Source organism: Asanoa iriomotensis (genome assembly GCF_016862515.1).
Classification (GTDB): domain Bacteria; phylum Actinomycetota; class Actinomycetes; order Mycobacteriales; family Micromonosporaceae; genus Asanoa; species Asanoa iriomotensis.
Window position 1 is genome coordinate 1 of record NZ_BONC01000085.1, and the last position, 22152, is coordinate 22152.

A 22152-nucleotide genomic window follows, 5' to 3' on the forward strand; every position below is an offset into this window, starting at 1 on the left:
TCTCAACCACGGACACCGCCGGACCATTCCCCGGCCAGGAACGAAAGATCAGCCCGCGACCCGGTGCGCCGCCACCAGCGTCGAAGAGCGCGCCTCCGACAGCGGCTCCTCCACCACCCGCCGCTGCGTGTAGCAAGCGTGCAGCATCCGCCGCGGCCCGCCGCCCCCGGCCGCGCCCGTGACGATGCCCACGTGGTGGATGCGGCGCCCGGGGCGGGCGAAGAAATACAGGTCGCCGGGGCGTTCGGAACCCAGCGGCAAGGAAGATGTCGCCTCCGCCTGGTCCGCGGCGTCGCGGGGGACCGTCACCCCGAGCCGCCGCCAGGACAGATGGACCAGGCCCGAACAGTCGATCCCGTACGCGGAGAGCCCACCCCACACATAAGGCACACCCCGCAGCCGGGACGCCACGTCGAGCGCGGCCGGCGCCCGCCCGCCCGCAGCGACCACGTCGGCCGCGGACACCCAGACGAGGTCGGCGGCGGAGCCCGCCCGCACCGGCAACCACCCGTCCACCGCGTCGCCGGCCTGGGCCAGCCGCGTGCCGAGCACCACGTTGGCCAGCACCACCCGCCCGCCGGGTGTGGCGCGCAGGTCGGTCGAGGTCGCGTCGACGACAAGGGTGGTGTCGTCGACAGCAGGGGCATCGGGGGCGGGCACGAGCTGGGACGACGGGATCCATCCCGGATAGCCGCGCCGGTCGCGGACGCCGGGCTGTTGCAGTGCGACCACCCGCACCCAGCCGTCGGGGCGCACCTCGTCGACCCGGACCCGCTCGCCCAGCAGCAGCTGACTGAGCACGCCGTCGCCGACCTGCTGTTCCGCCGACATCGACGCCACCCAGGAGGGGATGTCGGCGGTGCGCCCGAGCGCGCGTCTGTCAATCGGACGGACCGCGTCGGGTGTGGACCACAGTGTCGCGACGGCCACCCGCACCGTCGCGTCGCTGCCTGCCCGCACCGTCAGTTGCCTGTCCGTTCGCACTCGCCCGCCCCCCGTCCGCACCGCCGACGGGGTCCCCACCCCTGACCGCCAGGCTACGAAAATCTTCGCCAAGGCTCAATCGTCCGCTGGAAATCTCCTTCAATCTGACCACTTGGCCGACCCCGATCGACCGACGGGCCGGATTGACTCAGACCGATCGCTCAGGAAGCGGGAAGCGAAAGACCGAGGCCGGGCGCGGACGGCAGGATCACCGCTCCGGGCTCGTAGGTCAGGCCGCCGGTCACCGGTGACGACGACAGCCACCAGGCGGCGTCCAGATCGGAGACCGCGCTCGTGCCGTACGCGGCGACCAGGCTCGCCGCCGCTCCGACCCCGACGGGGCTCTCCATCATCGTGCCGACGACCGTGCCCATGTCGTGCGCCTCGGCGAGCCCGAGCAGGGTCCGGGCCGGCCCCAGGCCGCCGCATTTGGCCAGCTTCACGTTGACCATGTCCGCGGCCCGGTTGCGGATGACGGTGACCAGGTCGCGGACCCCGTACACGGACTCGTCGGCGAGCACCGGCACGTCCACCCGGTCGGTCACCCAGCGCAGACCCTCGATGTCGCGATGGTCGACGGGCTGCTCGACCAACTCCAGGTCGGCGCCGGCGTCCTGGGCCGCACGGATGATCCGTACCGCCTCCTTGGCCTCCCAACCCTGGTTGGCGTCGAGCCGGATCCGCGTCCCGGGCCCGGCGGCGGCGCGGACGTCGCGGATCCGGGCCAGGTCGGTCGCCGGGTCGGCGCCGACCTTGACCTTGAGCACGGTGAACCCCTCGGCGACCCGGGCGCGGGCGGCGTCGGCGACACCGACCTCGTCGGCCGCGGTCAGCGTGACGTCCGTGGGCACCCGCCGGGCCGTCCCACCCAAAAACCGTGCCAGGGGTACGCCCAGTCGGCGCGCCGCCAGGTCGTGCAGCGCTACGTCGACGGCCGCCCTCGCACCCTCGTTGCCCGCGACGGCGCGCGCGGTCGCACGGCAGAGCGCGACCACGTCGTCGGGGTCCCGGCCGACCAGCAGCGGGCGCAGCATCGACGTGACGCACGCCTCGGAGCCGGCCAGCGACGCCCCGGTCACCTGCCAGACCTGCGGCGCCTCGCCGTAGCCCGAGCGGCCGTCCGCGTCGACGATCTCGACGACGAGGGTCTCCATCGAGGTGGCCCGGCGCAGCGCCGTCACGAACGGCGTGTGCAGCGGCGCGCGTACCCGATGGGTTCTGACATCCTCGATCGTCATGTGCGGCACCCTATCCGGAGGGGCTGTGAACGACGGGAGGATCTCGATGGCCGAGGATTGGTCGTTGACGGGTGCGCCGAACGCCCGTGACCTGGGCGGACTCGTCGGTGCTGGCGGTCGCCCGGTCCGGCCGGGCGTGCTCATCCGGGCGAGCGGGCTGGGCCGCCTGGTCGACGACGACCTGCCGACGCTGGGCAAGCTCGGGCTGTCCTGCGTGCTCGACCTCCGGGCCGCGAGCGAGATCGAGGTGGCGCCGCCGGACCGGCTGGTCGGCGAACCGCAGGTGCTGCACGTGCCGGTGCACGACCCCGAGCACCCGGTCTTCACCTACGTCTCGGCGGTGATGCTGGGGCACGACCTTTCCGCGTACGAGGCTCTCGCCCGCGAAGGCACCACCGGCGCGATGGAGGCGATCTACCGCTGGTTCGTCGCCGGTGCCGGGGCGACCGAGGCGTTCACCCGCGCGGTCCGGGCGGTGGCCGAGCCCGCCAACCTGCCGCTGCTCTACCACTGCAGCGCCGGCAAGGACCGCACCGGCTGGCTGTCGGTGATCCTGTTGACCGCGCTGGGCGTCGACCGGGACGCGATCCGGGCGGACTACCTGCGCACCAACGACCTCGCCGACGGCACCAACGAGGCGATCCTGGGCGCGATGCTGGTGCGCCGGCCGGGGCTGGACCTGACGGCGATCCGGCCGGTGCTGGAGGCCCGCGAGTCGTACCTGGCCGCCGCCTACGACGAGGTCGAGCGCCGGCACGGCGGCATGGACGCCTACCTGCGCGACGCGCTCGGCATCGACGACGCGCTGCGGGCCACGCTCCAGGAGCGCCTGCTGGACTAGAACGTGTGGCGGGCGTTCCAGGCCGCGGCGGAGACTCCGGCGACCAGGGCGCACGCCGCGTCGTCGGCCAAGGTCGTCGAGGTGCAGACCACCACGGTGTACGGCGGTGCGTCGGCCGGGAAGACGACGCCGGCGCCGTGGCGTACCCCCGTGATCCAGCCGTTCTTGTGCGCCACCCGGGTCCCTTCCGGGAGGCCGGCGACGAGGTCGTCGCGGTGTTCGTTGGCCTCCAGGAGCGCGAGGATCTCGCCGGACGGGGCGAGGTCGCCGGCGACCACGGCACCGAAGAGGGTCGCCAGGTCGCCCGCGGTGACGAGGTTGTCGATCCCGGCGAGGCGGGCAGCGCCGTCCTCGATGCCGCGGCCGGTGACGCTGTGTGTGGCGCCGGCCAGCCGCCACACCTCCTGGGCGGCGGGCACGCCCACCGCGCCCAGGCACAGGTTGGTGGCCAGGTTGCCGGACCGGACGATCATCTGGCGGGCCAGGTCACGCAGCGTGCTCGTGCCGCCGAGCAAAGCCCACGTGGCGGTGTCGCTGTCCTCGGCGGGATCGTTGCCGTAGGGCTCGGCGCCGGCGAGGGCGGACTGGTGTCGGTTGTGGACGGTCGCCGGCGCGGCGAGGTCGAGGTGGCCGGCGGCGGCGGCCCGGTGCAGGGCGACCAGCACGCCCACCTTCATCGTGCTCGCCGCGTAGTGCGTCGCGTCGGCCAGGCGTGCGTACGCCGGCGGCCCGCCCACCGGCCCGACCCAGGCGGATGCGGTGCCCGGCGCGGCGGCCAGCGCGCGGTCGACCTCGTCCCAACTGTCCATCGGTCCGACGATAGCTGTGCGCCCTCCGCGAACACCGCCCCGCCCGGCCCATGCGCGGGGCTAGCGTGCTGGCATGACCGCCCCGCCTGCCTATGACGCCTTCGCCGACTGGTACGAGGAGTACACCGGCTCCGTATCGTCCTATATGGACCGTGTGCGGGCGCATCTGGCTGCCCTGCTGGGGCCGGGCGCCGGCCGCTGCCTCGACCTGTGCTGCGGTGGGGGAGCGCACGCCGCGACGATCCGTGCGCTCGGTTGGGACCCGGTCGGCGTCGACCTGTCCCAGGGCCAACTCCGCTGGGCCGCGGCGCGGCTGCCGGTGGCGGCAGGCGACGCGACCCGGCTGCCGGTGCGGGACGCCAGCGTGGCGGCGGTGGCGTGCGTGCTGGCGCACACCGACGTGCCGGACTACGCGGCGGTGCTGCGTGAGGCGGCCCGGGTGTTGGCGCCCGGCGGCCGGCTGGTGCACGTCGGGGTGCATCCGTGCTTCGTGGGCGCGTTCGCGGACCGGTCGGTCGCCGACCTGATCACGATCAACACGCGCTACGCGGACACGGCGCACACCTTCGACGCCTGGGCACCGCAGGGGGTGCGGGCCCGGGTCGGTGCGTGGCACGTGCCGATGGCGGACATGCTCAACGCGGTCACGGCCGCCGGCCTGCGGATCGAGGAGGTGGCGGAGTCGAGCCCGAACGGGATCCCGGACACGTTCGCCTTCCGCGCCGTCAGAAGCTGAGGCACTCGCAGTTGGTCATCAACGACCGCACGTTGTCGACGTACCGCGGGTTGGGGATCACCAGCCCGTCGTCGGTGTCGACGGCACCCGGGCCGAAGTTGTAGGCGGCGATCACGGCGTTGAGCAGGCACAGGTCGTCGTGGCTGGCGCAGTCCGCCGGGTCGACCGAGTAGTCCTCCTTGAAGTAGACGTCGCCGAAGTATTTGATCAACCAGGCCAGGTAGTTGGCACCGAGAGCGGCGTTGTCGCGATAGTTCTTGATGTCGTAGCTCTGGTCGAACCGCTGGTTGACGAACGCCGCGGTGTCGGGCATGACCTGCATGAGCCCGATCCCGCCGTCGCAGGCGATGATGTTGGACTGCCAGCCGCTCTCCTGCCAGGCGGTGGCCTTGACCAGGTCGAGGGGCACCTTGATGCTCGGCGCGCTGGTCGGCCAGTAGGTGCGGCCGGCCGCCTCGGTCAGCGCCGCCTTGGCGTCGGCCCGGCTGGCCTGCGTGCCCTCGTAGCGGGGTTTGGTGCAGCCCGCGGCGGGTTTCGGGGGCGCCGGCGCCAGCTTCTCGCCGGTCGTCGTGCGGGGCGGGCTCTTCTTCGTCGGCGTGGTCTTGCGGGTCGGCTTCTGCGTCGGGCGGGGTGGCGCCGTCGTCGGTGCGGCACCGAGGCCGACGTCGCCGTCGGGCTCTGCTGTCTCCTCCGGGCCGGGATCGTCTCCCGCGACGGACTCGGCCGCGTTGTCGGATGAGCCGCCGGCCTGTGATGTGGCGGGCCGGCCGGCACAGCCGGCGAGCAGCACCAGGGCGACCGCGCAGAACGCGAGCGCGCGTGATCGTCTCATCGCACCTCCCCGTGACCTGGGGGACGCTACCAACCGAAGCGCGTTCCCACCGCCCCGGGCACGCGATCTAGGGTGCGGTGGCCAACCCGGAATCCTCCGCATCGGACATCGCGGCGGCGGGCGGATCGGCGTACCCGCTGGGCTCCTCGGTCGTCTCGTCGTCGCGGCTGGCCCAGGCGACCATGAAGAAGAGCGTCCACATCACGCCGAGCAGCACCGAGGTGGCGGTCTCGCTGGCCAGGCTCCAGCCCAGGTAGAGGCGGGCGCCGGAGAGGCTCACGATGAAGGCGGCCGCGACCGTCCAGAGGGTGACCCGCAGCGGCCAGCGCCGGCCGCGGGAGAGCACCCAGGCCAGCGTGCAGAAGCCGGCGGTGATCACGGCGTTCTGGCTGGGGAACAGGCCGGACACCGACGAGCTGGCCGGGGTGAGCGCGCCGGCCCGGGTCACGTCGGAGATCACCGCGAGCAGCACCAGCGGCACGAACGCGCCCGCCGTGCCGATCACGGTGACCAGGTCGCCGCGCCAGGAGCGGTGCCGCCAGGCCAGCACGAACGCGACCAGGGCGACCGCCAGGATCAGCAGGGAGCCGCGCAGGACGCCGAGGGTGTCGCGGGCCACGTCGACCACCTGGTCGGTGCGGCGCGGTGCGAACCAGTCGGCGATGTTGTCGTCGACGATGCGCAGGCCGCTCTGGTCGACGGCCCACTTCATCACGAACGCGAGGCCGAAACCGATGCCGAACAGCAGGGCGACGCCAGCGATCAGGTTGGCGACCAGCGCCCAGCCGCGCCCGATGCGCATGGTGAGCAGGAAGAACAGCACCCCGAAGCGCTGGTTGAGCCAGCGCAGCGGCGGCAGCGCGCCGGCCCGGGCGATCAGCGCCCGGAACGGGTCGGGGTTGCGGCCGAGCCAGCGGCCGGCGATCACGATCGCGATCAGCGCGCCGATCAGGATCAGCACGGCGCCGGTGGCCTTGCCCAGGTATTCGGAGACGGTCTCGTAGGACTCGCCGGCGATGTAGCCGACCAGCACCGAGGCGCCGACGAGGAGGATCACGCCGGGCGGGTTCCAGAGCATGAAGCGGCGGTACGGCATGCCGGCGGCACCGGCGAGCCGTGGCACGAGCGTGCGGGCGAAAGCGACAAATCGGGCCACGAGGATGCCGCGGCCGCCCATCCGGTGCAGCAGCCCCTCGGCCTTGGCCCAGCGCTCGGCACCGACGCGTTCGCCCCAGCGGCCCTCGCGTAGTCGGTTGCCATAGCGTCTGCCGGCCCGGAACGCCAGCGAGTCGCCGATCAGCCCCGCGGCCACCATCAGCACCAGCGTCAGGCGCAGGTCGAGCGTGCCCGTGTATGACAGAAAGCCGACGAGCAGCAGCGTCGCCTCGGCCGGAAAGACCAGCCCGAGCAGCACCGCCGTCTCACCGGCGATAAGTGTGAATGCGATCACGTAGATCACGGCTGGCGGCAGATCTGCCAGCCGTGTCAGCAGATCGACCATTGCGTCCCCCGGCCCACCGAACCAGCATGCCAGGGTGTAAGGGTCCGGAAACAGGCAAATAACCAGAGATCCGGGCCACCTCCGGGATACCCCGACGGGGTCGGCGATCGACGACCAAGGAGGATGGACGCATGCCGACCCGTTCCGATCTCCGCAACGTCGCCATCGTGGCCCACGTCGACCACGGTAAGACGACCCTTGTCGACGCGATGCTGCGCCAGGGCGGCCAGTTCCACGCCAGGGCCGAGATGACCGACCGCGTGATGGACTCGATGGACCTCGAGCGAGAGAAGGGCATCACCATTCTCGCGAAGAACACCGCCATCACGTACGCCCCGGCCGAGGGCGAGCCGGTGGTCATCAACATCATCGACACGCCGGGCCACGCGGACTTCGGCGGCGAGGTCGAGCGCGGCCTGACCATGGTCGACGGCGTGGTGCTGCTGGTCGACGCGAGCGAGGGCCCGCTCCCGCAGACGCGGTTCGTGCTGCGCAAGGCCCTCGCGGCCCGCATGCCGATCATCCTGGTGATCAACAAGGTCGACCGCCCCGACGCCCGGATCAAGGAGGTCGTCGACGACACGTACGAGCTGTTCCTCGATCTTGACGCCGACGACTCGCAGATCGACTTCCCGATCGTGTACGCCTGCGCCCGCGACGGCATCGCCTCGCTGACCCAGCCGGCGGACGGCACGGTCCCGTCGGACAGCGACTCGCTGGAGCCCCTGTTCCAGGTGCTGCTGGACACGATCCCCGCGCCCTCCTACGAAGAGGGTGCCCCCCTCCAGGCGCACGTGACCAACCTGGACGCGTCGCCGTTCCTGGGCCGGCTGGCGCTGTGCCGGGTCCGCGAGGGCACGATCCGCAAGGGCCAGACGGTCGCGTGGTGCAAGACCGACGGCACGACGGAGCGGGTACGCATCTCCGAACTGCTGATGACGGAGGGCCTGGAGCGCAAGCCGGCGGAGTCGGCGGGCCCGGGCGACATCATGGCGGTGGCCGGCATCCCGGAGATCATGATCGGCGAGACGCTCGCGGACGCAGAGGACCCGCGCCCGCTGCCGCTGATCACGGTGGACGAGCCCGCGATCTCGATGACGATCGGCACCAACACGTCGCCGCTGGTCGGCAAGGTCAAGGGCGCGAAGGTCACGGCCCGAATGGTCAAGGACCGCCTCGACCGAGAGCTGATCGGCAACGTCTCGCTGCGCGTTCTCCCCACGGAGCGCCCAGACGCGTGGGAGGTCCAGGGCCGCGGCGAGCTTGCGCTGGCGATCCTGGTCGAGCAGATGCGCCGCGAGTCCTACGAGCTGACGGTCGGCAAGCCGCAGGTCGTCACGCGCGAGATCGACGGGAAGACCTGCGAGCCGGTGGAGCGCCTGACGATCGACGCACCCGAGGAATACCTGGGCGCGATCACCCAGCTGCTGGCGACCCGCAAGGGCCGGATGGAGCAGCTCGTCAACCACGGCACCGGCTGGATCCGGATGGAGTGGCTGGTGCCGGCGCGTGGGTTGATCGGCTTCCGCACGGAGTTCCTGACCGATACGCGCGGGACGGGCATCCTGCACCACGTCTTCGAGAGCTACGAGCCGTGGTTCGGCGAGCTGCGCACGCGGGGCAACGGCTCGTTGGTCGCGGACCGCTCCGGCCCGGTGACGGGTTTCGCGATGCTCAACCTGCAGGAGCGCGGCACACTCTTCGTGGAGCCGGGGACCGAGGTCTACGAGGGCATGATCGTGGGCGAGAACTCCCGCTCGGACGACATGGACGTCAACATCACGAAGGAAAAGAAGCTGACGAACATGCGCTCGTCCACGGCGGACGAGACGGAAAAGGTCATCCCGCCGCGGAAGCTCTCGCTCGAGCAGGCACTGGAGTTCTGCCGCGAGGACGAGTGCGTCGAGGTCACCCCGTCAGCGGTCCGCATCCGCAAGGTCGTCCTGGACCAGACGATCCGCGGCCGGGCGGCCGCCCGCCGCAAGCACGCCGGCTGACGGGGCAACAACGTCCGATCTGGTGCGCTCGCCGAGACCGTGAGCGCACCAACCCAGTCCGGGCGAAATCCTTCATCCCGTCGGTGGTGGGCCCGGCACTGCGGGTGAATCGGCGCGATCGATCGTGCGGGGCATGCTTGCCGAGGGACGGCGGATGGGCAGCCGATCCAAGCGCTCGCCTGAGCCGATCACGTGCTTCTTCGCGGCGTTGATGAAGGCCAGACGGGCCGCCTCGATCGCCCGGGATGCGGTCAACCATGCCGGTTCGGCGTCTAGGTCGCCGCGGTCGATGCTGTCGCTGTGGCGCCAGAAGAGTTCGTCGATCGCGCCCGCCGCGTCGACGACGGCCCGGTCAGCGACGAGGCTGATGCTCGCGAGCGCTTCGTTCCATGGTGCCCAGTCAACCCGTTCCTGATGCTTCCACTGCCGCCTCAGCGCGAGCTGAACCCGCGTGGACTCGACCACGATGGCGGCGCACGCGTCCACCTGCTTCCCCCGTGCCCATTGCCTCGTCTGAACCCGAGCCGTTGCCGCAGCCCGCCGCTACCAGCCGCGGGCGCGCCATTCGGGCAGTGACGGGCGTTCCGCACCTAGGGTCGAGTCCTTGCCGTGGCCCGGGTAGAACCACGTGTCGTCCGGGAGGGCGTCGAAGAGCTTGTGCTCCACGTCGCCGATCAAGGAGTTGAAGGCCTCCGGGTCGTCGTGCGTGTTGCCGACACCGCCCGGGAACAGGCTGTCGCCCGTGAACAGGTGTGGCGTGCCCGAGGGGTCGCGGTAGAGCAGCGCGATCGAACCCGGTGTGTGGCCGACCAGGTGGATGACCTCCAGGGCGCAGTCGCCGACCGGGATCCGGTCGCCCTCCACCACCGGTGACGTCGTGATCGGCAGGCCCTCCGCGTCGTCCGGGTGGGCCAGCGGGCGGGCGCCCGTCGCCGCGACGACCTCTTCCAGGGCCACCCAGTGGTCCATGTGTTGGTGGGTCGTGACCACCGCGGACAGTGGGCGGCCGCCGACCAGCTCCAGCAGGCGCGGCGCCTCGTTGGCGGCGTCGATCAGCAGCAGGTCACCGGTGGACACGCATTCCAGCAGGTACGCGTTGTTGTCCATCGGGCCCACCGACAGCTTGGTGATCCGCAGGCCGGGCAGTTCGCGGACGTCCGGCTCGCCGCCGGGTTCGACGTTGCCGGTGTACGACGATGACATGGTTCTCCGTTACATCCAGGCGGGCGGGGTCGGCAGTGGGCCAGTTGGCGTCACGGACAGGTCTGCGCCGGTCGAGCGGCCCGTCAGCCACGCCGCCAGCGCGCACGCGGAGCCCGAGATGACCGGGCCGCCGGTGCCGACCGTGAGCGGGTGGCCGGTGTCGGCCGGGCGCAGGACCAGCGGGGTGGACAGGCCGCTGACCACCTCGTGCAGCAGCCGGTGGCCGAACCAGTCCGGCCAGTCGGCGGCGGAATAACCAGCAGCCAGGTCGACGTGGTGCACCTCGACCTCCCGCAGCCGCCGCCAGACGCCGAACACGGCGGCCTGTGGTTGGCCAGGGATGTCCAGGATGGTCGACCACTGCTCAGGGCTCAGCTCCGCCGCCGCGTCCGAATAGGCCTGCGCCGACGCGCGCACGTCGGCCAGGTGCTCGGCCGCGGAACGAGATGCGAAGGCCTCGATGTCGGCCTCCCGCTGGCCCGGCTGGTACTGCGGGGTGACCACCCCGGTGCGGGCCCAGGTCAGCAGGTTGCGCATGCCGTCGGCGTTGCGGGCCACATGAGCCAGCACGTGCCCGCGGGTCCACCCAGGCAGCGCCGACGGTGCCGCCACCGCGGCGTCGTCGAAGGTGGTCGCCGTCGCGATCAACCGCTCCGTGGCGCGGTCGACCTCGGCCATGAGGGCCAGCGGGTCGGTGCTCACGACGCAACCCTAGTCGGTACGCGCGCCGGAATTCGGTTTCGGCCCCCTCGACCGCGGCCTACCGTCGATGGCAACGACGAAAGGCACCCATGACCTTTGATCTCGCGTCCCTCGGTTGGGACGCCGCGTACTCCGCCGACCTGCCGGTGCTCGACGCCGACGTGGTGCCGGGCCGCGTGGCCCGGGTCGACCGCGGCGTCTGCACCGTGCTGTGCGCCGGCGGTCCCGTCCGCGCCAGCCTGGCCGGCGCGGTGCTCGCCGCGGCGTCCCGCGACCCCGCGCGGCTGCCGTGCGCGGGCGACTGGGTGCTGGTCCGTGCCTGGCCCGACGACCGCGTCACCCTCGAGGCCGTGCTGCCCCGGCGCACCGCGATCGTCCGCCGCACCGCCGACAAGGACGCGTCCGGCCAGGTGCTGGCCGCCAACCTCGACGTCGCCGCGGTGGTCGAGCCGCTGGAGCCCGCGCCCGACGTGGGCCGCGTCGAGCGCCTGCTGGCGCTCGCCTGGGACTCCGGGGCCCGCCCGCTGGTGCTGCTCACCAAGTGCGACTCGGTGCCCGACCCCGCCGCGGTGGCCGCCGACCTGGCCCGCGCCGCGCCCGGCGTCGAGGTGCTGCCGGTCAGCTCGCGCACCCAGATGGGCCTCGACCTCGTGCGCCCGCTGGTCGCTCCCGGCCGCACGCTCGGGCTGCTCGGCCCGTCCGGCGCCGGCAAGTCCACGCTGGTCAACGCGCTGGCCGGGGCGGCGGTGATGGCGACCCGGGCGGTACGCGAGAGCGACGGCAAGGGCCGCCACATGACCACCTACCGGGCGCTGGTCCCGATCCCGGGCGGCGGCGCCGTGCTCGACACCCCAGGGATGCGCCAGGTCGGCCTCTTGGAGGGCGCCGCCGGCCTCCAGCAAGCGTTCGCCGACGTCGCCGAGTTGGTCGCGGCGTGCCGGTTCGCCGACTGCAGGCACGAGGCCGAGCCCGGCTGCGCGGTCCGCGCGGCCCTGGAGTCGGGCGAGCTCAGCCCGCGCCGCTGGGAGAGCTGGCAACGGCTGGCCCGCGAAGTCGCCTACGAGACCCGGCGCCGCGAGGCCCGCCAGGCGGCCGTCGAGCGCGCCCGCCTCAAACAGCACCGGGTCCGCGACGCCAGCCGCCACCGCTGAGACAGACGCAGACCCTAGGCCGACGACGAGCGCGCCTTCGGGTCGTACTTGTAGAGGTCGTACGCCTTCATGATCTTGATCAGGTCGTCCGCGTAGGAGGGCGACGTCGCGTACCCAGCCTTGTGGATCTCCTTGGCGAACTGGTTCGGGTTGGTGCTGTACTTGAACGCGTTGTTGTAGCGGTCGTTCACGGTTAGGAAGTAGCCGTGGTCGGCGAACGACGCCGTCGCGTCCCGGTACGCGCGGAACGACGCGGTCGTGTCGAAGCACTTGCCGTTCTCGCACTCCTGGGTCGCGTAGGTGCGGCAACCGAGCGCGATCGTCCCCGGCGAGCCGAAGCACTTGATGCCGAAGTAGCTGTGGTCGCGGCGCGTCAGGTACGACCGCGCCCAACCCGACTCCAGGATCGCCTGCGCGATGGTCACCGAGGCCGGGACCTTGTACTTCTGGTAGCCGAGGCGTGCCGGCTCCGCGACGCGGGCGATGAACTGCGCCGCGCCCGACGGCGGCACCGTGGGCGGTTGCTGGCCGCACCAGGGCAGGGTCGGCAGGCCTTTGCTGTACGAGACGAGCGCGTCGCTCACGTACCGGCCGTCGGTCAGCTTGTTCCACGCGTTCGTGGTGCGGGCCTTGCCGGTCACCTTCTGGCCCCACACCTGGCAGTCGATCGCCAGCACGGTGCCGTTGGCGAGGGTGCCGAGCAGCTTGTTCGACGTGCTCGCGCCGTCCCGCACGTTGACCCGCCCGCCGCCGCTGCTGACCTTCGCGATCGTGGCGCCCTTCGGCGTGCACCAGGGCAGCGCGGGCCGCGCCGGCGACCACTTCAGGAACCCGTCGGCGACGTAACGACCGTTGGACAGGCGGTCCCAGTAGGGGCTGGTGCGCTGGGTGCCGACGATCTGCTGCCCGAACTCCTGGCAGACGGCGGTCACCTTGCTGCCGTCCGCGACCGAGCCGGCGCGACTGTCCGCCGTGGACGGTCCACTGCGGAGGTTGAGCGGGCCGCCGGCGGCGACCGTGGCCGTGGGCGCCGCGGCGGCCACGCCCGGCAGCAGGGCGATTGCCGCCGCGCTGGCCAGGGCGCCGGCGACCAATGCGCGCGTCAGGATTGAGCTCACCGTCGGTCCCCCTTGCTGAGCCGGCCCTCGACGGCAGCGCCGCCGACGGTCAATTCAGGCTATTTGCGGGGATATGGGACCGCTGGGAAACGTGAGAAAGTCGCGAAAGAAAATCCGATTTGTCGGGTACGGGTACGCGCAGCGGCTCAGTCAGCAGCCACCATGAACCGCACCGCCGACGGGTGTGACTCGTCGTGGAAGACCCAGCGCCGCCCGGCCTGCATCGAGACCGCACTGCCCAGCGGCTCCCCGGTGCCCGGGTTCCGCGCCCACCGCGGATGCGCCCCGCCCGACACCTGCACCCTCAACCGATGCCCGGCCCGGAACCGGTAGGCGGTCGGGTACATCGGCACCTCGACCCGCGTCACCCCGTCGGCGTCGGTGGGGAACCGTCCAGGAACGACCCGGACCAGCCCGTCACACACGTTCCAGGACCGGCCGCGCGGGTCCACGTCGCACAGTCGTACGAACACGTCGAAGTGCTCCGGTTCGCCGCCCGTGTAGATCGTCGCGGCGACCTCGCCGACCACGTCGACGTGCTCCTCGAGCTCCGCACCGGTGAAGACCAGCACGTCCTCGCGGGCCTCCACGTCCCGGTTGTCCATCCGCCCGGCCTTGTTGGCGGCCAGCACCGCCCCACCCACCGACGGCGTCGGGTCGGCCGGGTCGTAGAAGAACGACGAGGGCTCACCGGCCCGCGCCTGCGCGCCCAGCCCGCCGTCGGGCCGCAGCACCACCTCGGCGGGCCGCCCGGGCGGCGGCCAGCTCGGCACCTCCCGCCACCCGGCGTTGGCGACGTGCAGCCGCACACCCCCGGAGCGGGGCGGTCGGTCACCCATCGACTCGCACAGGAAGGTCAGCCCGTCGCGCATCCAGGCGGTGAGCAGCCCCGGGCTGCCGTGGGTCCAGGGCCCGATCGTGAGGAGCGGGTCGGCGCCGGCCTTCCGCAGCGCGGCATAGTCGCGGAGCTGGGCCGGCAGGAAGATGTCGTACCACCCGGTGATCATGGCCACCGGTGCGCGTACCTCCGGAATGGAGTCGTCGAAGACCCGGTCCGCCCAGTAGGCCGCGCCCGGCTCGACCTCCCGCAACCACTCCTGGAAGAACGGCACCGCCGCGCCGACGGCCACCGTGTCGGCCGTGTCGAGCGGCGTCGTGGCCAGCCCGCGCAGGAGCTTGGGCTGCCCGCGCTTGAGCTCCGCCTGCCGCGACAGGAACGGCTGCCCCTCGGCGGCGAGCAGCTCGGCCCAGGTCAAGACGGTGTCGAGGGAGAAGGACTCACCGGCGTACGTGGAGTCGCGCGCCGACGAGGCCGTGCAGACCAGCACCATCGCCCGCAGCTCGTCGCCCGCGTAGGGCGCCGCGGCCCACTGGGTGAACCCCTGGTAGCTGGAGCCGAACATGGCCAGGCGCCCGTTGTACCAGGGTTGTCGCCGCAGCCAGTCGATCGTGTCGATGCCGTCTTCGCGCTCGTGCAGCATGGGTTCGAAGCGGCCGCCGGACCCGTACGTGCCGCGGCAGGACTGGATGACCGCGTGCAGCCCGCGCTCGGCGATGATCCGCCCGAGCAGGGTGACCGGCCCGCCCCGCCCGTAGGGCGTGCGGATCAACACGGTCCCGGCGCCCGGCGCGGTGGTGGCGTAGTGGTCGGTCATGAGCACGACGCCGTCGCGGGCGCGCATCCGCTGGTGGCGCCGGTAGCTCACCTTGCCGGACACGGCCGGTGGCAGGCCCAGCGCACGGGCGGCGGCGAAGGTCGCGACCTGAGCGAACACGATCCCACGGTACCCAGCCGCCGCCCGCCGCAACGGTCACACGCCGATGCTGCGCCAGTCTCCCCAGATCGCGAACGTCATCCCGGCGCCGGCCTGGATGTTGACGAACAGGGTGTGCCCGTCGGGACTGAACGTGGACCCGGCGAACTCGTCGTTGAACCGGCTCGCGCCGGTGCTCGAGGTCAACCGGTTGAGCGCGATGTCGAACAGCTGACCGTGCTTGGTCAACCCGCGCAGGTAGTTGTCGTTGGTGTTGTCCTCGCAGACGACCAGCGTCCCGCGTGGGCTGGTGGTCACGTTGTCGGGGAAGTCCAGGGTGTCCGGCCCCGGCGACTGGTAGACGACGCGGAGCACCTCCTGCTTGGGGTAGTAGGCCCAGATCTGGCCGGACCCGTTGCCGTACCCGCCGGTCGCGTGCGGCCCGAGCTCGGTCTCCTCCTCGCCGCCACCCTGGGTGGAGGTGAAGTAGATGACACCGTCGTCGTAGACGGCGCCCTCCAGCCGCGAGAAGTAGGCGGCACCCTGCGCCCACCCTTGCTGGGGCACGTAGATGGTGGCGTCGTCGTTGGTCGTCGGCGCCGTCTCGCCCGGCGTGTAGGGGAAGCGCGGCGAGGGGTCGTCGATATCAACCCATTTCACGTCGTACGTGGTGCCGCGCCGCTGCGCACCCTCGAGGTGGATGTTGGGCCGCTTGCGGACGGCCAGCATCTGCAGCCGCCCGTTGTTGTCGAGGTAGCCGAGCCGCATCGGGTCACGGCGGGGCTTGTACCGGAAGAACCCGGACGGGAACTCGAAGCTGTCCTCGGTGAGATAGAGGTAGCCGGAGTGCGGGTCGTAGGCGACGGCCTCGTGGGTGAACCGCCCGGCCGCGGTGAGCGGCTCACCGGACGCCTGGCCCTTGACGGGCACTTCGAACACGTACCCGTGCGGCTGTTGCAACGGAATGTTGGAGGCGTTGGTGAAGTCAGGGCCGACGTCCGGCCCGTTGACGGTCTCCTCGCAGGTCACCCAGCTGCCCCAGGGCATGCGGCCGCCGGAACAGTTCATCATGGTGCCGTTGACGCTGGTGTACGCGCGACGGACCTCGCCGCGCGGGCTGACGTGGACGGTCGTGGTGCCGCCGCGGGCCATCGCGTCGTAGGGCGTGCGCGGCCCGAACGCCGGGCCAGGGTTGTTGATCTCATGGTTGCGGACGAGCACGACGTCGCCGTCGTGCCCGTGGAAGGCACCCATGCCGTCATGACGCCCGGGCAGCGCGGTGCCGTCGTCGAGCGTGATGGGCGACTCGGTGTCGTGGAAGGAGCGGTACTGGAACCCGGCGGGCACATGCAGGCGGACCTTGCCGTCCCGCAGGTCCGCGATGTTGTCGACCAGCGGCGCACCCGCCTTGGGCGCGGCCGCGGCGGGGTCGCGGTTGACGAACCCGAGAAACGGCCCACCAAGCACGGCGCCGCCGGCGACGGCTGCGGCTCCCCGCAGCAGACTGCGACGATCGAGATCAGACATCGAAGACTCCCTTGTCTAGGAATCCATAGATCCTCACGAGGTCCCGCTGCCCGCGCAACCGCTGGTTGGCCGGTAGTTAACCTCCCGTCCACCCGAGGTCGTTCGATGTACTCGACAGATACGGCCGAACGCACCGGGCGGGCGCATCTGGATCGCCGCACCCGGCTCGGTCGCCTGACCCGATCACGTCAGCGTGCGCAGGAGTTCCTCCTCGGCCGAGTGGCTCCAGTGGCCGCGGTCGAGGCGGTCCGCGACGGTGGGCAGGACGCCCGACAGGTCGTTCAGCGACGTCAGCGGCAGCGGGCCGCGGAGGTTCGGGAAGATCACTATTTTGCCGGGGAAGCGTCCCTCCGCGACCGCCCGCAGCGCGTCCGGTGCCGCGTCCAGCCCGGCGATGGCCGCCACCGACCGGTTCGGCTGGAGCACACCGCTCTCGATGCGGTCGCGTACCTGGGACAGGTCGTCGACCGACGACCCGCTCGTCCCGACGACGCGCACACCGCGGTGCGCGATCGCGGTGAGATCCCACGCGCAGCGCGTGCCGCGGGGAAGGCCGGCGAACAGGTTCATCACCCCACCGTCGGCCAGTTGCTCGAACGCCGCCTCGAAGGCCGAAGCGTCCGACGCCGTCACCACGATGTCGTCGAAACCCAGCCCGCCCGTGAGGTCGTTGAGGCGCTTCGCCAGCCGTTCGGCGTCGCCGCACTCGCGCTCCGACAGGAACGTGAGCACGCCCGGCGCGATACGGCCGAACGCACCGGGCGCCCGCCCGCTGCGGTCGGTCGCCACGATGCTCGCCGGGCCCGCGTCCCGCTGGAGCGCTCGCCGGATGTGCGCGCGGCCCATGGGACCGCCGGCGCCCAGCACCCAGAGGCGTCCGCCGGGCGTCAGCTCGGTGCGGATCGGCGCGTACGCCGCGGCGATGTCGGCGCGTCCCGTGCCGAACAGGGCCAGCCCGTCGTAGTGCAGCCGGCCCACGTCGACCCGCACGTTGCGGGGCAGCGGCCCGGTGGTGACCACGGCGCAGGTGCCGCCGCGCGCCAGCAGGGACAGGGCGTGCTCGACGCGTTCGGGTTCCGGGCCGAGAACCACGGCGTCGTCGACGACGTCCCCGGGTGCGGGTGCGCCGGCGACGAGCTCCACACCGGCGGCGTCCGCCCAGGCGCGTACGCGTTCGGCGAAGGCGGCGTCACGGACGTCGAGGTGCACGCGGCGCGGGCGCCAGCCGGCCGCCTCGCCGAGCTCGACCCCGGCGCCGTCACCGGCCAGCCATACGGTGCCGGCGGCCCGCCAGGTGGTGCGGTAGGAGGCGGCGTAGGCGGCCTCGACGCAGGCCCACGGCTCGGCGAGCGCCGCCTCGGCGTAGCCGGTGCTCGCCCGCACCGGCACGAGGTAGGGCAAGGCCCGCGGTCCCAGAACGGCGTACTGAGCCAGACCGCCGGGAAGGTCGTACCCGTAGGCCCGGGCGACCCCGTCGAGGATCATGGTGGCCTGGACGATGAAGCGGTCGCCGGGCGCGTAGGCGTCACGCAGCTCCGGACCGACGAACGCGACCGTGAGGCTCACCTCGTGGCCGGGCACGACCGGGAACCCGGTGACGCGCGGATGGTCCAGACCGAGTCGCGCGATCCGGACGTCGGAGGAGCACAGCGCGACAGCGTCGTGCCGCACCAGAAGCTCGTCACGGCCGGGCACGGGCAGCGGCTCGCCGGCCGGGCCCGCCAGGTCGGACAGGCCAGGACCGGTCAGCCGCCACACCCGGTGCTGCCTGGGCAGCGGCCCGGCCACGCTGCGGTAGTCGCCGAGAAGATCACCCATTCGCCGAAGGTAGGCCATCCCCGCGGTCGCCAAGCCCGGAGCCGGAAAAATGCCTTCGAACGTGGACACTCAACCCAGGGCTGGCAGCGGCACCACGTAGGAGTCGACGCGGGCGATCAGCCCGTCCCGGAACGTGAACAGGTCGTTGAACGCGAACCGGAACGGCCCGTGCGCGACGCTCTCGCCGCGGCCCTCACCGGTGGTCACGACGACCGGACCATCCTCATGGGTACGCAGGACGTCGAGCCGCGGGCTGCCGGTGAACGCCGGGTTCTCGATCTCACCGTCGAACTCGGCCTTGCCCCGGGTGGTCCGGTGGCCGTGGATGACCCATTCGACGTCGTCGGTGAGGGTGGCGAGGATCCGCTGGTGGTCGCTGGTCCGGAACCCCTCGAAGTATTCCTTGACGAGATCGCGTTGGCTCATCGTTGTCCCTTCAGGTGTGTGGCCAGGGCGTCGAGGATCGACGCCAGCCCGTTCGCCGCTTGCGCGGTGCGCAGCTCGGGTGGAAGCCGTCGCTGATGGACGGTGAGATCCGTGGCGCCGCTGCCGGCGGCGCGGATGGTGACGGTGGTGCGCAGCCCGGTGACGGGTTCGTCGAAGACGAGTTCGTGTGGTGCGTCCACGGTCACGTAGACGAACCGCAGCGTGCGGGTGGCACCGTCGGGCGCTCTGGTGTCCAAGGAGAACTCACCGCCGGGCCGCAGGTCGACTCCCACGCTGTGCGGCGGCACGGTGGCGTGTGAACCGCCCCAGAACGCGGCGATGCTGGCCGGCGAGGTGAACGCGGCCCAGACCCGGTCGGGTTCCGCCGCCAGCCGGCGTTCGGCGATGAGCTCGTCACCGCGTAGTTCCGCGGTCAACGGCCCGCCCCTTCGTCGGTGAGGTGCTGCTCGAGGGCGTCGAGGCGGTCGTCCCAGGTGCGGCGCTGGTCGTCGATCCAGGTGCCGAGCCGGGAGAGGTGATCGACCTTGAGCCGGCAGGGCCGCCGGGTGCCTTCGCGCCGCTGCTCGATCAGCCCGCACCGCCGGAGCACACCGACGTGGTGGGAGATCGCCTGCGGCGTGAGGTCGAAGGGTCCGGCGAGCTCACCGACCGTGGCATCACCCCGCGCGAGCCGCGCCACCAACGCGCGACGAACGGGATCGCCGAGAGCGGCGAACGCGGAGTCGAGGTCCAGCGACGAGGTCACGCGTCGACCCTACTGCAAACGATCGTTTGTGCAAACGCTCATTTTCCAATGACCGGTCGGGCTTGCCGTTTCGGCAACGAAGTTTGGCGCCTCCCTCGGGGCGAGGGCAGGTTGACACGGCAACGTCGACCGACTTCGGAACGAGGGCAGATGGACGCGCAGTTCTGGGAAGACCTGTACCGCGGCCGCGATCAGGTCTTCAGCGGCAACCCCAACGGGATCCTCGTCACCGAGGCCGCCGACCTGCCGCCCGGCCGCGCGCTCGATGTCGGGTGCGGTGAGGGCGGCGACGCCCTGTGGCTGGCCCGGCGCGGCTGGCACGTCACCGGGACCGACATCGCGGAGACCGCGCTGCGTCGGGCTGCCGCCGCCGGCGCGGACGTGGCCGACCTGGTGAGCTGGGTCCACGCGGACCTGACCGCCACGCCGCCCACGCCCGAAGCGTTCGACCTGGTGACGGTCCAGTACTTTCCGCTCCGCAGGAACGCCGGCCCCGCGGCCGTGCACGGCCTGCTCGCAGCCGTCGCGCCCGGCGGCATCCTGCTGTTCGGCAGTCACGACCCCGCCGACCTGGCCGACCTTGATTTCGACCCGCACGACTACTACCTGCCGGGCGACGTCGCCGCGCTCCTCGACGGCGGTTGGGAGATCCAGGTGAACGAGACCCGAGCACGGACGACACCGCCGCCGCCCGGCACGCCGCACATCCGCGACGTCGTCCTGCGGGCCCGCCGCCGGCCGTAGCGTCGGCCGGCGGCGTCGGTGATGCTGTGCGGATGGAGTACGTGTCCAGAGTGCCGCGGCCGCCGCTGGACGGGCTGATCGACGATCTCTACTACCTGGCGGGTGCGCCGCCGTACGCCCTGCTGACGCTGCCGCCCGCGCCGTCGGCGCTGCTCGTCGTCAACCTCGGGGCGCCGTTCCGGGTCCGCGCCGGCACCGACGTCGAGACGGCCGAGTACGCCGACGGCTGCGTGGTCAGCATGCCCACCCGCGCGTGGGAGTTCGGCTACCCACGACGGACCCGGTCCGTCGGCGTGCACGTCAAGCCGTGGGGGCTGGCGCCGTTCCTGCCGATGCCCGCGGCCGAGCTGTGTGACCGGCCGGTGACGTTGGAGCAGGTTTGGGGCCGGCCCGCCGTCGCCGATCTGCGAGACCGGCTGGCCACCGCGGACGGACCGCACGAGATGCTGACGCTGCTCGAGGAGGAGCTGATGCGACGGCTGACCGAGCTCCCCGGCCTGGGGCTGGTCCGCCATACGAGCAGCGTCATCGCGGCGGCCAACGGGGCGGTGGCGATCGGCGACCTGAACGTGGCAGCCGGTGTCAGCAGCACTCATCTGACACAGCGGTTCAAGGAGCTCATCGGCGTCACGCCGAAGCGGCTCGCCCGCACCCACCGGTTCACCGCCACCGTGTTCGCGATCGATCCCGAAGGACCGATCGACTGGGGCGACCTCGCCGGCGGCGCGGGCTACTTCGACCAGGCCCACTTCGGCCACGAGTTCCGGGAGTTCACCGGGTTCACGCCGACCCGGTACGTAGAGGTCCGGCGGCGGTTCATGCGCGACCATCCCGGCCACGTGTTCGACGGCTGGCCGCTGCCGGCCGATTGATTTCTTACAAGAACGCCAGCTCACGACCCGCTAGCTTGGGGGCACCCAAAGCAGAGGAGAGCCCCGTGGGCAAGGTGGTCATGTACAGCTCGGTGTCGGTGGACGGCTTCATCGCGGACGAGAATGACCAGCCCGGACCGCTGTTCGACTGGTTGACCAGCGGTGACGTCCCGTTGGACGAGAGCGGCTTCGTGAAGGTGTCGCAGACGTCCTACGCCTATATCCGGCCGTACTGGGACGAGATCGGGGTGACGATCGCCGGTCGCCACGTCTTCGACCTGACGGACGGCTGGGACGGGAAGCCGCCGAGCGGGATCGACCACGTGGTCGTCGTGACGCACCGGCCGGCGCCCGAGGGTTGGGACGCCGAGGCGCCGTTCCACTTCGTCGACGGTGTCGAGGCCGCCGTGGCCAAGGCGCAGGAGCTCGCGGGTGACCGCACCGTCGAGGTCGCCGCCGGCGACGTCGGTGGCCAGGTGCTCGCCGCGGGCCTGGTCGACGAGGTGCGCATGGACGTCGTACCCGTCGTGTTCGGGTCCGGCAAGCGCTTCTTCGGTTCGGTCCACGCGCAGCACCTGCTGGCGGACCCTGACGTGGTGATCCAGAGCAACCGGGTGCTCCACCTGCGCTATCAGGTGCGCCGTTGACCGGCCGCGCGGAGCTGGTCGACCGAGTCGTGCAGGGGGTCGGCCGACGGGCGGTCGCCGGCGGCGGACGCTGACCTGTACCGGTCGAGCTCAGCCTCCGCCGTTGACAGCTCGGGCAGCGTGAACCGCAGGCGCCAGCCGGACAGCTCCAGCGCCGAGGCGTGGCCCGTCAGGACCTCCGGAGCGGTCGCGCCCGAGTTGGGCGACTCCGTGGCTCGGGTGACCTCGATGGCCATCTCGTCGAGCCCTCGGTCGACGCTGGCGACGTAGTCCGCCCAGGCGCGGTCGTCGACCTTGTCGCAACCGGCGTGTGCGTGATCCAGGCCATCGCGCAGGCGGGCGAACGAATGGCGGATCGCGTCGCCGAGTGCGGCGTGGCGCTCGACGGCCGCGTGCTCGGCGCCGGTCAGGTGTCGGTCGACTTCGGCCACCCGGGCTTCGTGCACGCTCGTCACCGGCAAAACTTAGCCTGGCGTGGATGACGGT

The 22152-nt window shown here is 71.9% G+C and carries 23 protein-coding genes; 7 read left to right on the top strand and 16 right to left on the bottom strand.

Annotated features, from left to right (window positions below; genetic code table 11):
• Window positions 1-48: 48 nt before the first annotated feature.
• Window positions 49-960, bottom strand: coding sequence for a C40 family peptidase (locus Air01nite_RS35780; RefSeq protein WP_239091205.1), 912 nt, complete (start codon window positions 958-960; stop codon window positions 49-51).
• 185 nt (window positions 961-1145) lie between these two features.
• Window positions 1146-2222, bottom strand: a complete 1077-nt coding sequence (locus Air01nite_RS35785; RefSeq protein WP_203707825.1) for a mandelate racemase/muconate lactonizing enzyme family protein — start codon at window positions 2220-2222, stop codon at window positions 1146-1148.
• Window positions 2223-2268: 46 nt separating this feature from the next.
• On the opposite strand from Air01nite_RS35785, the gene Air01nite_RS35790 reads away from it, so the two are divergent.
• Entirely contained in the window at window positions 2269-3063 is a 795-nt protein-coding gene (locus Air01nite_RS35790; protein ID WP_203707826.1) for a tyrosine-protein phosphatase, read from the top strand.
• Here Air01nite_RS35790 and Air01nite_RS35795 read toward each other — a convergent pair.
• Complete coding sequence (locus Air01nite_RS35795) at window positions 3060-3872, bottom strand: serine hydrolase (RefSeq protein ID WP_203707827.1); 813 nt, start codon at window positions 3870-3872, stop codon at window positions 3060-3062. The two genes, Air01nite_RS35790 and Air01nite_RS35795, sit on opposite strands and share 4 nt — an antisense overlap.
• A 73-nt stretch (window positions 3873-3945) precedes the next feature.
• On the opposite strand from Air01nite_RS35795, the gene Air01nite_RS35800 reads away from it, so the two are divergent.
• Complete coding sequence (locus Air01nite_RS35800) at window positions 3946-4608, top strand: class I SAM-dependent methyltransferase (RefSeq protein WP_203707828.1); 663 nt, start codon at window positions 3946-3948, stop codon at window positions 4606-4608.
• Here Air01nite_RS35800 and Air01nite_RS35805 read toward each other — a convergent pair.
• Window positions 4598-5440: a lytic transglycosylase domain-containing protein gene (locus Air01nite_RS35805; RefSeq protein ID WP_203707829.1), complete on the bottom strand. Its 843-nt coding sequence runs from the start codon at window positions 5438-5440 to the stop codon at window positions 4598-4600. The genes Air01nite_RS35800 and Air01nite_RS35805 overlap by 11 nt on opposite strands.
• A 67-nt stretch (window positions 5441-5507) precedes the next feature.
• Window positions 5508-6941, bottom strand: a complete 1434-nt coding sequence (locus tag Air01nite_RS35810) for a DedA family protein (RefSeq protein ID WP_203707830.1) — start codon at window positions 6939-6941, stop codon at window positions 5508-5510.
• Between the two features lie 131 nt (window positions 6942-7072).
• Here Air01nite_RS35810 and typA point away from each other — a divergent pair, with 131 nt between their 5' ends.
• Complete coding sequence (gene typA / locus Air01nite_RS35815) at window positions 7073-8938, top strand: translational GTPase TypA (protein ID WP_203707831.1); 1866 nt, start codon at window positions 7073-7075, stop codon at window positions 8936-8938.
• Between the two features lie 72 nt (window positions 8939-9010).
• Here typA and Air01nite_RS35820 read toward each other — a convergent pair whose 3' ends face one another.
• The 3 genes from Air01nite_RS35820 to Air01nite_RS35830 are packed head-to-tail and all read right to left on the bottom strand — an operon-like array spanning window position 9011 to window position 10843.
• Window positions 9011-9424 (bottom strand): hypothetical protein, encoded by a 414-nt coding sequence (locus tag Air01nite_RS35820; protein WP_203707832.1) that lies wholly within the window; start codon window positions 9422-9424, stop codon window positions 9011-9013.
• A 57-nt stretch (window positions 9425-9481) separates the two neighbouring features.
• The gene (locus tag Air01nite_RS35825) at window positions 9482-10141 is read right to left on the bottom strand and encodes an MBL fold metallo-hydrolase (RefSeq protein ID WP_203707833.1); all 660 of its coding nucleotides are present in this window, start codon (window positions 10139-10141) and stop codon (window positions 9482-9484) included.
• 9 nt (window positions 10142-10150) lie between these two features.
• Window positions 10151-10843 (bottom strand): maleylpyruvate isomerase family mycothiol-dependent enzyme, encoded by a 693-nt coding sequence (locus tag Air01nite_RS35830; RefSeq protein ID WP_203707834.1) that lies wholly within the window; start codon window positions 10841-10843, stop codon window positions 10151-10153.
• Window positions 10844-10932: 89 nt separating this feature from the next.
• On the opposite strand from Air01nite_RS35830, the gene rsgA reads away from it, so the two are divergent.
• Entirely contained in the window at window positions 10933-11994 is a 1062-nt protein-coding gene (gene rsgA / locus Air01nite_RS35835) for a ribosome small subunit-dependent GTPase A (RefSeq protein ID WP_203707835.1), read from the top strand.
• A gap of 14 nt (window positions 11995-12008) precedes the next feature.
• On the opposite strand, the gene gsmA is transcribed toward rsgA, so the two are convergent.
• The 7 genes from gsmA to Air01nite_RS35870 form a co-directional block, all read right to left on the bottom strand.
• Window positions 12009-13112 carry a sporangiospore maturation cell wall hydrolase GsmA gene (gene gsmA, locus Air01nite_RS35840; protein WP_203707836.1) on the bottom strand — a complete coding sequence of 368 codons (1104 nt, stop codon included), beginning with the start codon at window positions 13110-13112 and terminating at the stop codon, window positions 12009-12011.
• A gap of 146 nt (window positions 13113-13258) precedes the next feature.
• The gene (locus tag Air01nite_RS35845) at window positions 13259-14887 is read right to left on the bottom strand and encodes a CocE/NonD family hydrolase (RefSeq protein WP_203707837.1); all 1629 of its coding nucleotides are present in this window, start codon (window positions 14885-14887) and stop codon (window positions 13259-13261) included.
• 36 nt (window positions 14888-14923) lie between these two features.
• Window positions 14924-16393 carry a PhoX family protein gene (locus Air01nite_RS35850; protein WP_203707838.1) on the bottom strand — a complete coding sequence of 490 codons (1470 nt, stop codon included), beginning with the start codon at window positions 16391-16393 and terminating at the stop codon, window positions 14924-14926.
• Window positions 16394-16576: 183 nt separating this feature from the next.
• Complete coding sequence (locus tag Air01nite_RS35855; protein WP_203707839.1) at window positions 16577-18211, bottom strand: alcohol dehydrogenase catalytic domain-containing protein; 1635 nt, start codon at window positions 18209-18211, stop codon at window positions 16577-16579.
• Window positions 18212-18280: 69 nt separating this feature from the next.
• Complete coding sequence (locus tag Air01nite_RS35860) at window positions 18281-18637, bottom strand: nuclear transport factor 2 family protein (protein WP_203707840.1); 357 nt, start codon at window positions 18635-18637, stop codon at window positions 18281-18283.
• Complete coding sequence (locus Air01nite_RS35865; protein ID WP_203707841.1) at window positions 18634-19074, bottom strand: SRPBCC family protein; 441 nt, start codon at window positions 19072-19074, stop codon at window positions 18634-18636. Before Air01nite_RS35865 ends, Air01nite_RS35860 begins: the two co-directional genes overlap by 4 nt.
• The gene (locus tag Air01nite_RS35870; RefSeq protein ID WP_203707842.1) at window positions 19071-19403 is read right to left on the bottom strand and encodes an ArsR/SmtB family transcription factor; all 333 of its coding nucleotides are present in this window, start codon (window positions 19401-19403) and stop codon (window positions 19071-19073) included. The genes Air01nite_RS35865 and Air01nite_RS35870 overlap by 4 nt, the downstream gene beginning before the upstream one ends.
• A 150-nt stretch (window positions 19404-19553) precedes the next feature.
• Between Air01nite_RS35870 and Air01nite_RS35875 the strand changes: the two genes are divergently transcribed.
• From Air01nite_RS35875 to Air01nite_RS35885, 3 genes are all read left to right on the top strand, one after another.
• Window positions 19554-20147, top strand: a complete 594-nt coding sequence (locus tag Air01nite_RS35875) for a class I SAM-dependent methyltransferase (protein WP_203707843.1) — start codon at window positions 19554-19556, stop codon at window positions 20145-20147.
• 32 nt (window positions 20148-20179) lie between these two features.
• Window positions 20180-21019, top strand: a complete 840-nt coding sequence (locus tag Air01nite_RS35880; RefSeq protein ID WP_203707844.1) for a helix-turn-helix domain-containing protein — start codon at window positions 20180-20182, stop codon at window positions 21017-21019.
• A 65-nt stretch (window positions 21020-21084) separates the two neighbouring features.
• Window positions 21085-21666 carry a dihydrofolate reductase family protein gene (locus Air01nite_RS35885; protein ID WP_203707845.1) on the top strand — a complete coding sequence of 194 codons (582 nt, stop codon included), beginning with the start codon at window positions 21085-21087 and terminating at the stop codon, window positions 21664-21666.
• Here the strand turns inward: Air01nite_RS35885 and Air01nite_RS35890 are convergent.
• Window positions 21651-22121 (bottom strand): hypothetical protein, encoded by a 471-nt coding sequence (locus tag Air01nite_RS35890; protein ID WP_203707846.1) that lies wholly within the window; start codon window positions 22119-22121, stop codon window positions 21651-21653. The two genes, Air01nite_RS35885 and Air01nite_RS35890, sit on opposite strands and share 16 nt — an antisense overlap.
• Window positions 22122-22152: the final 31 nt, after the last annotated feature.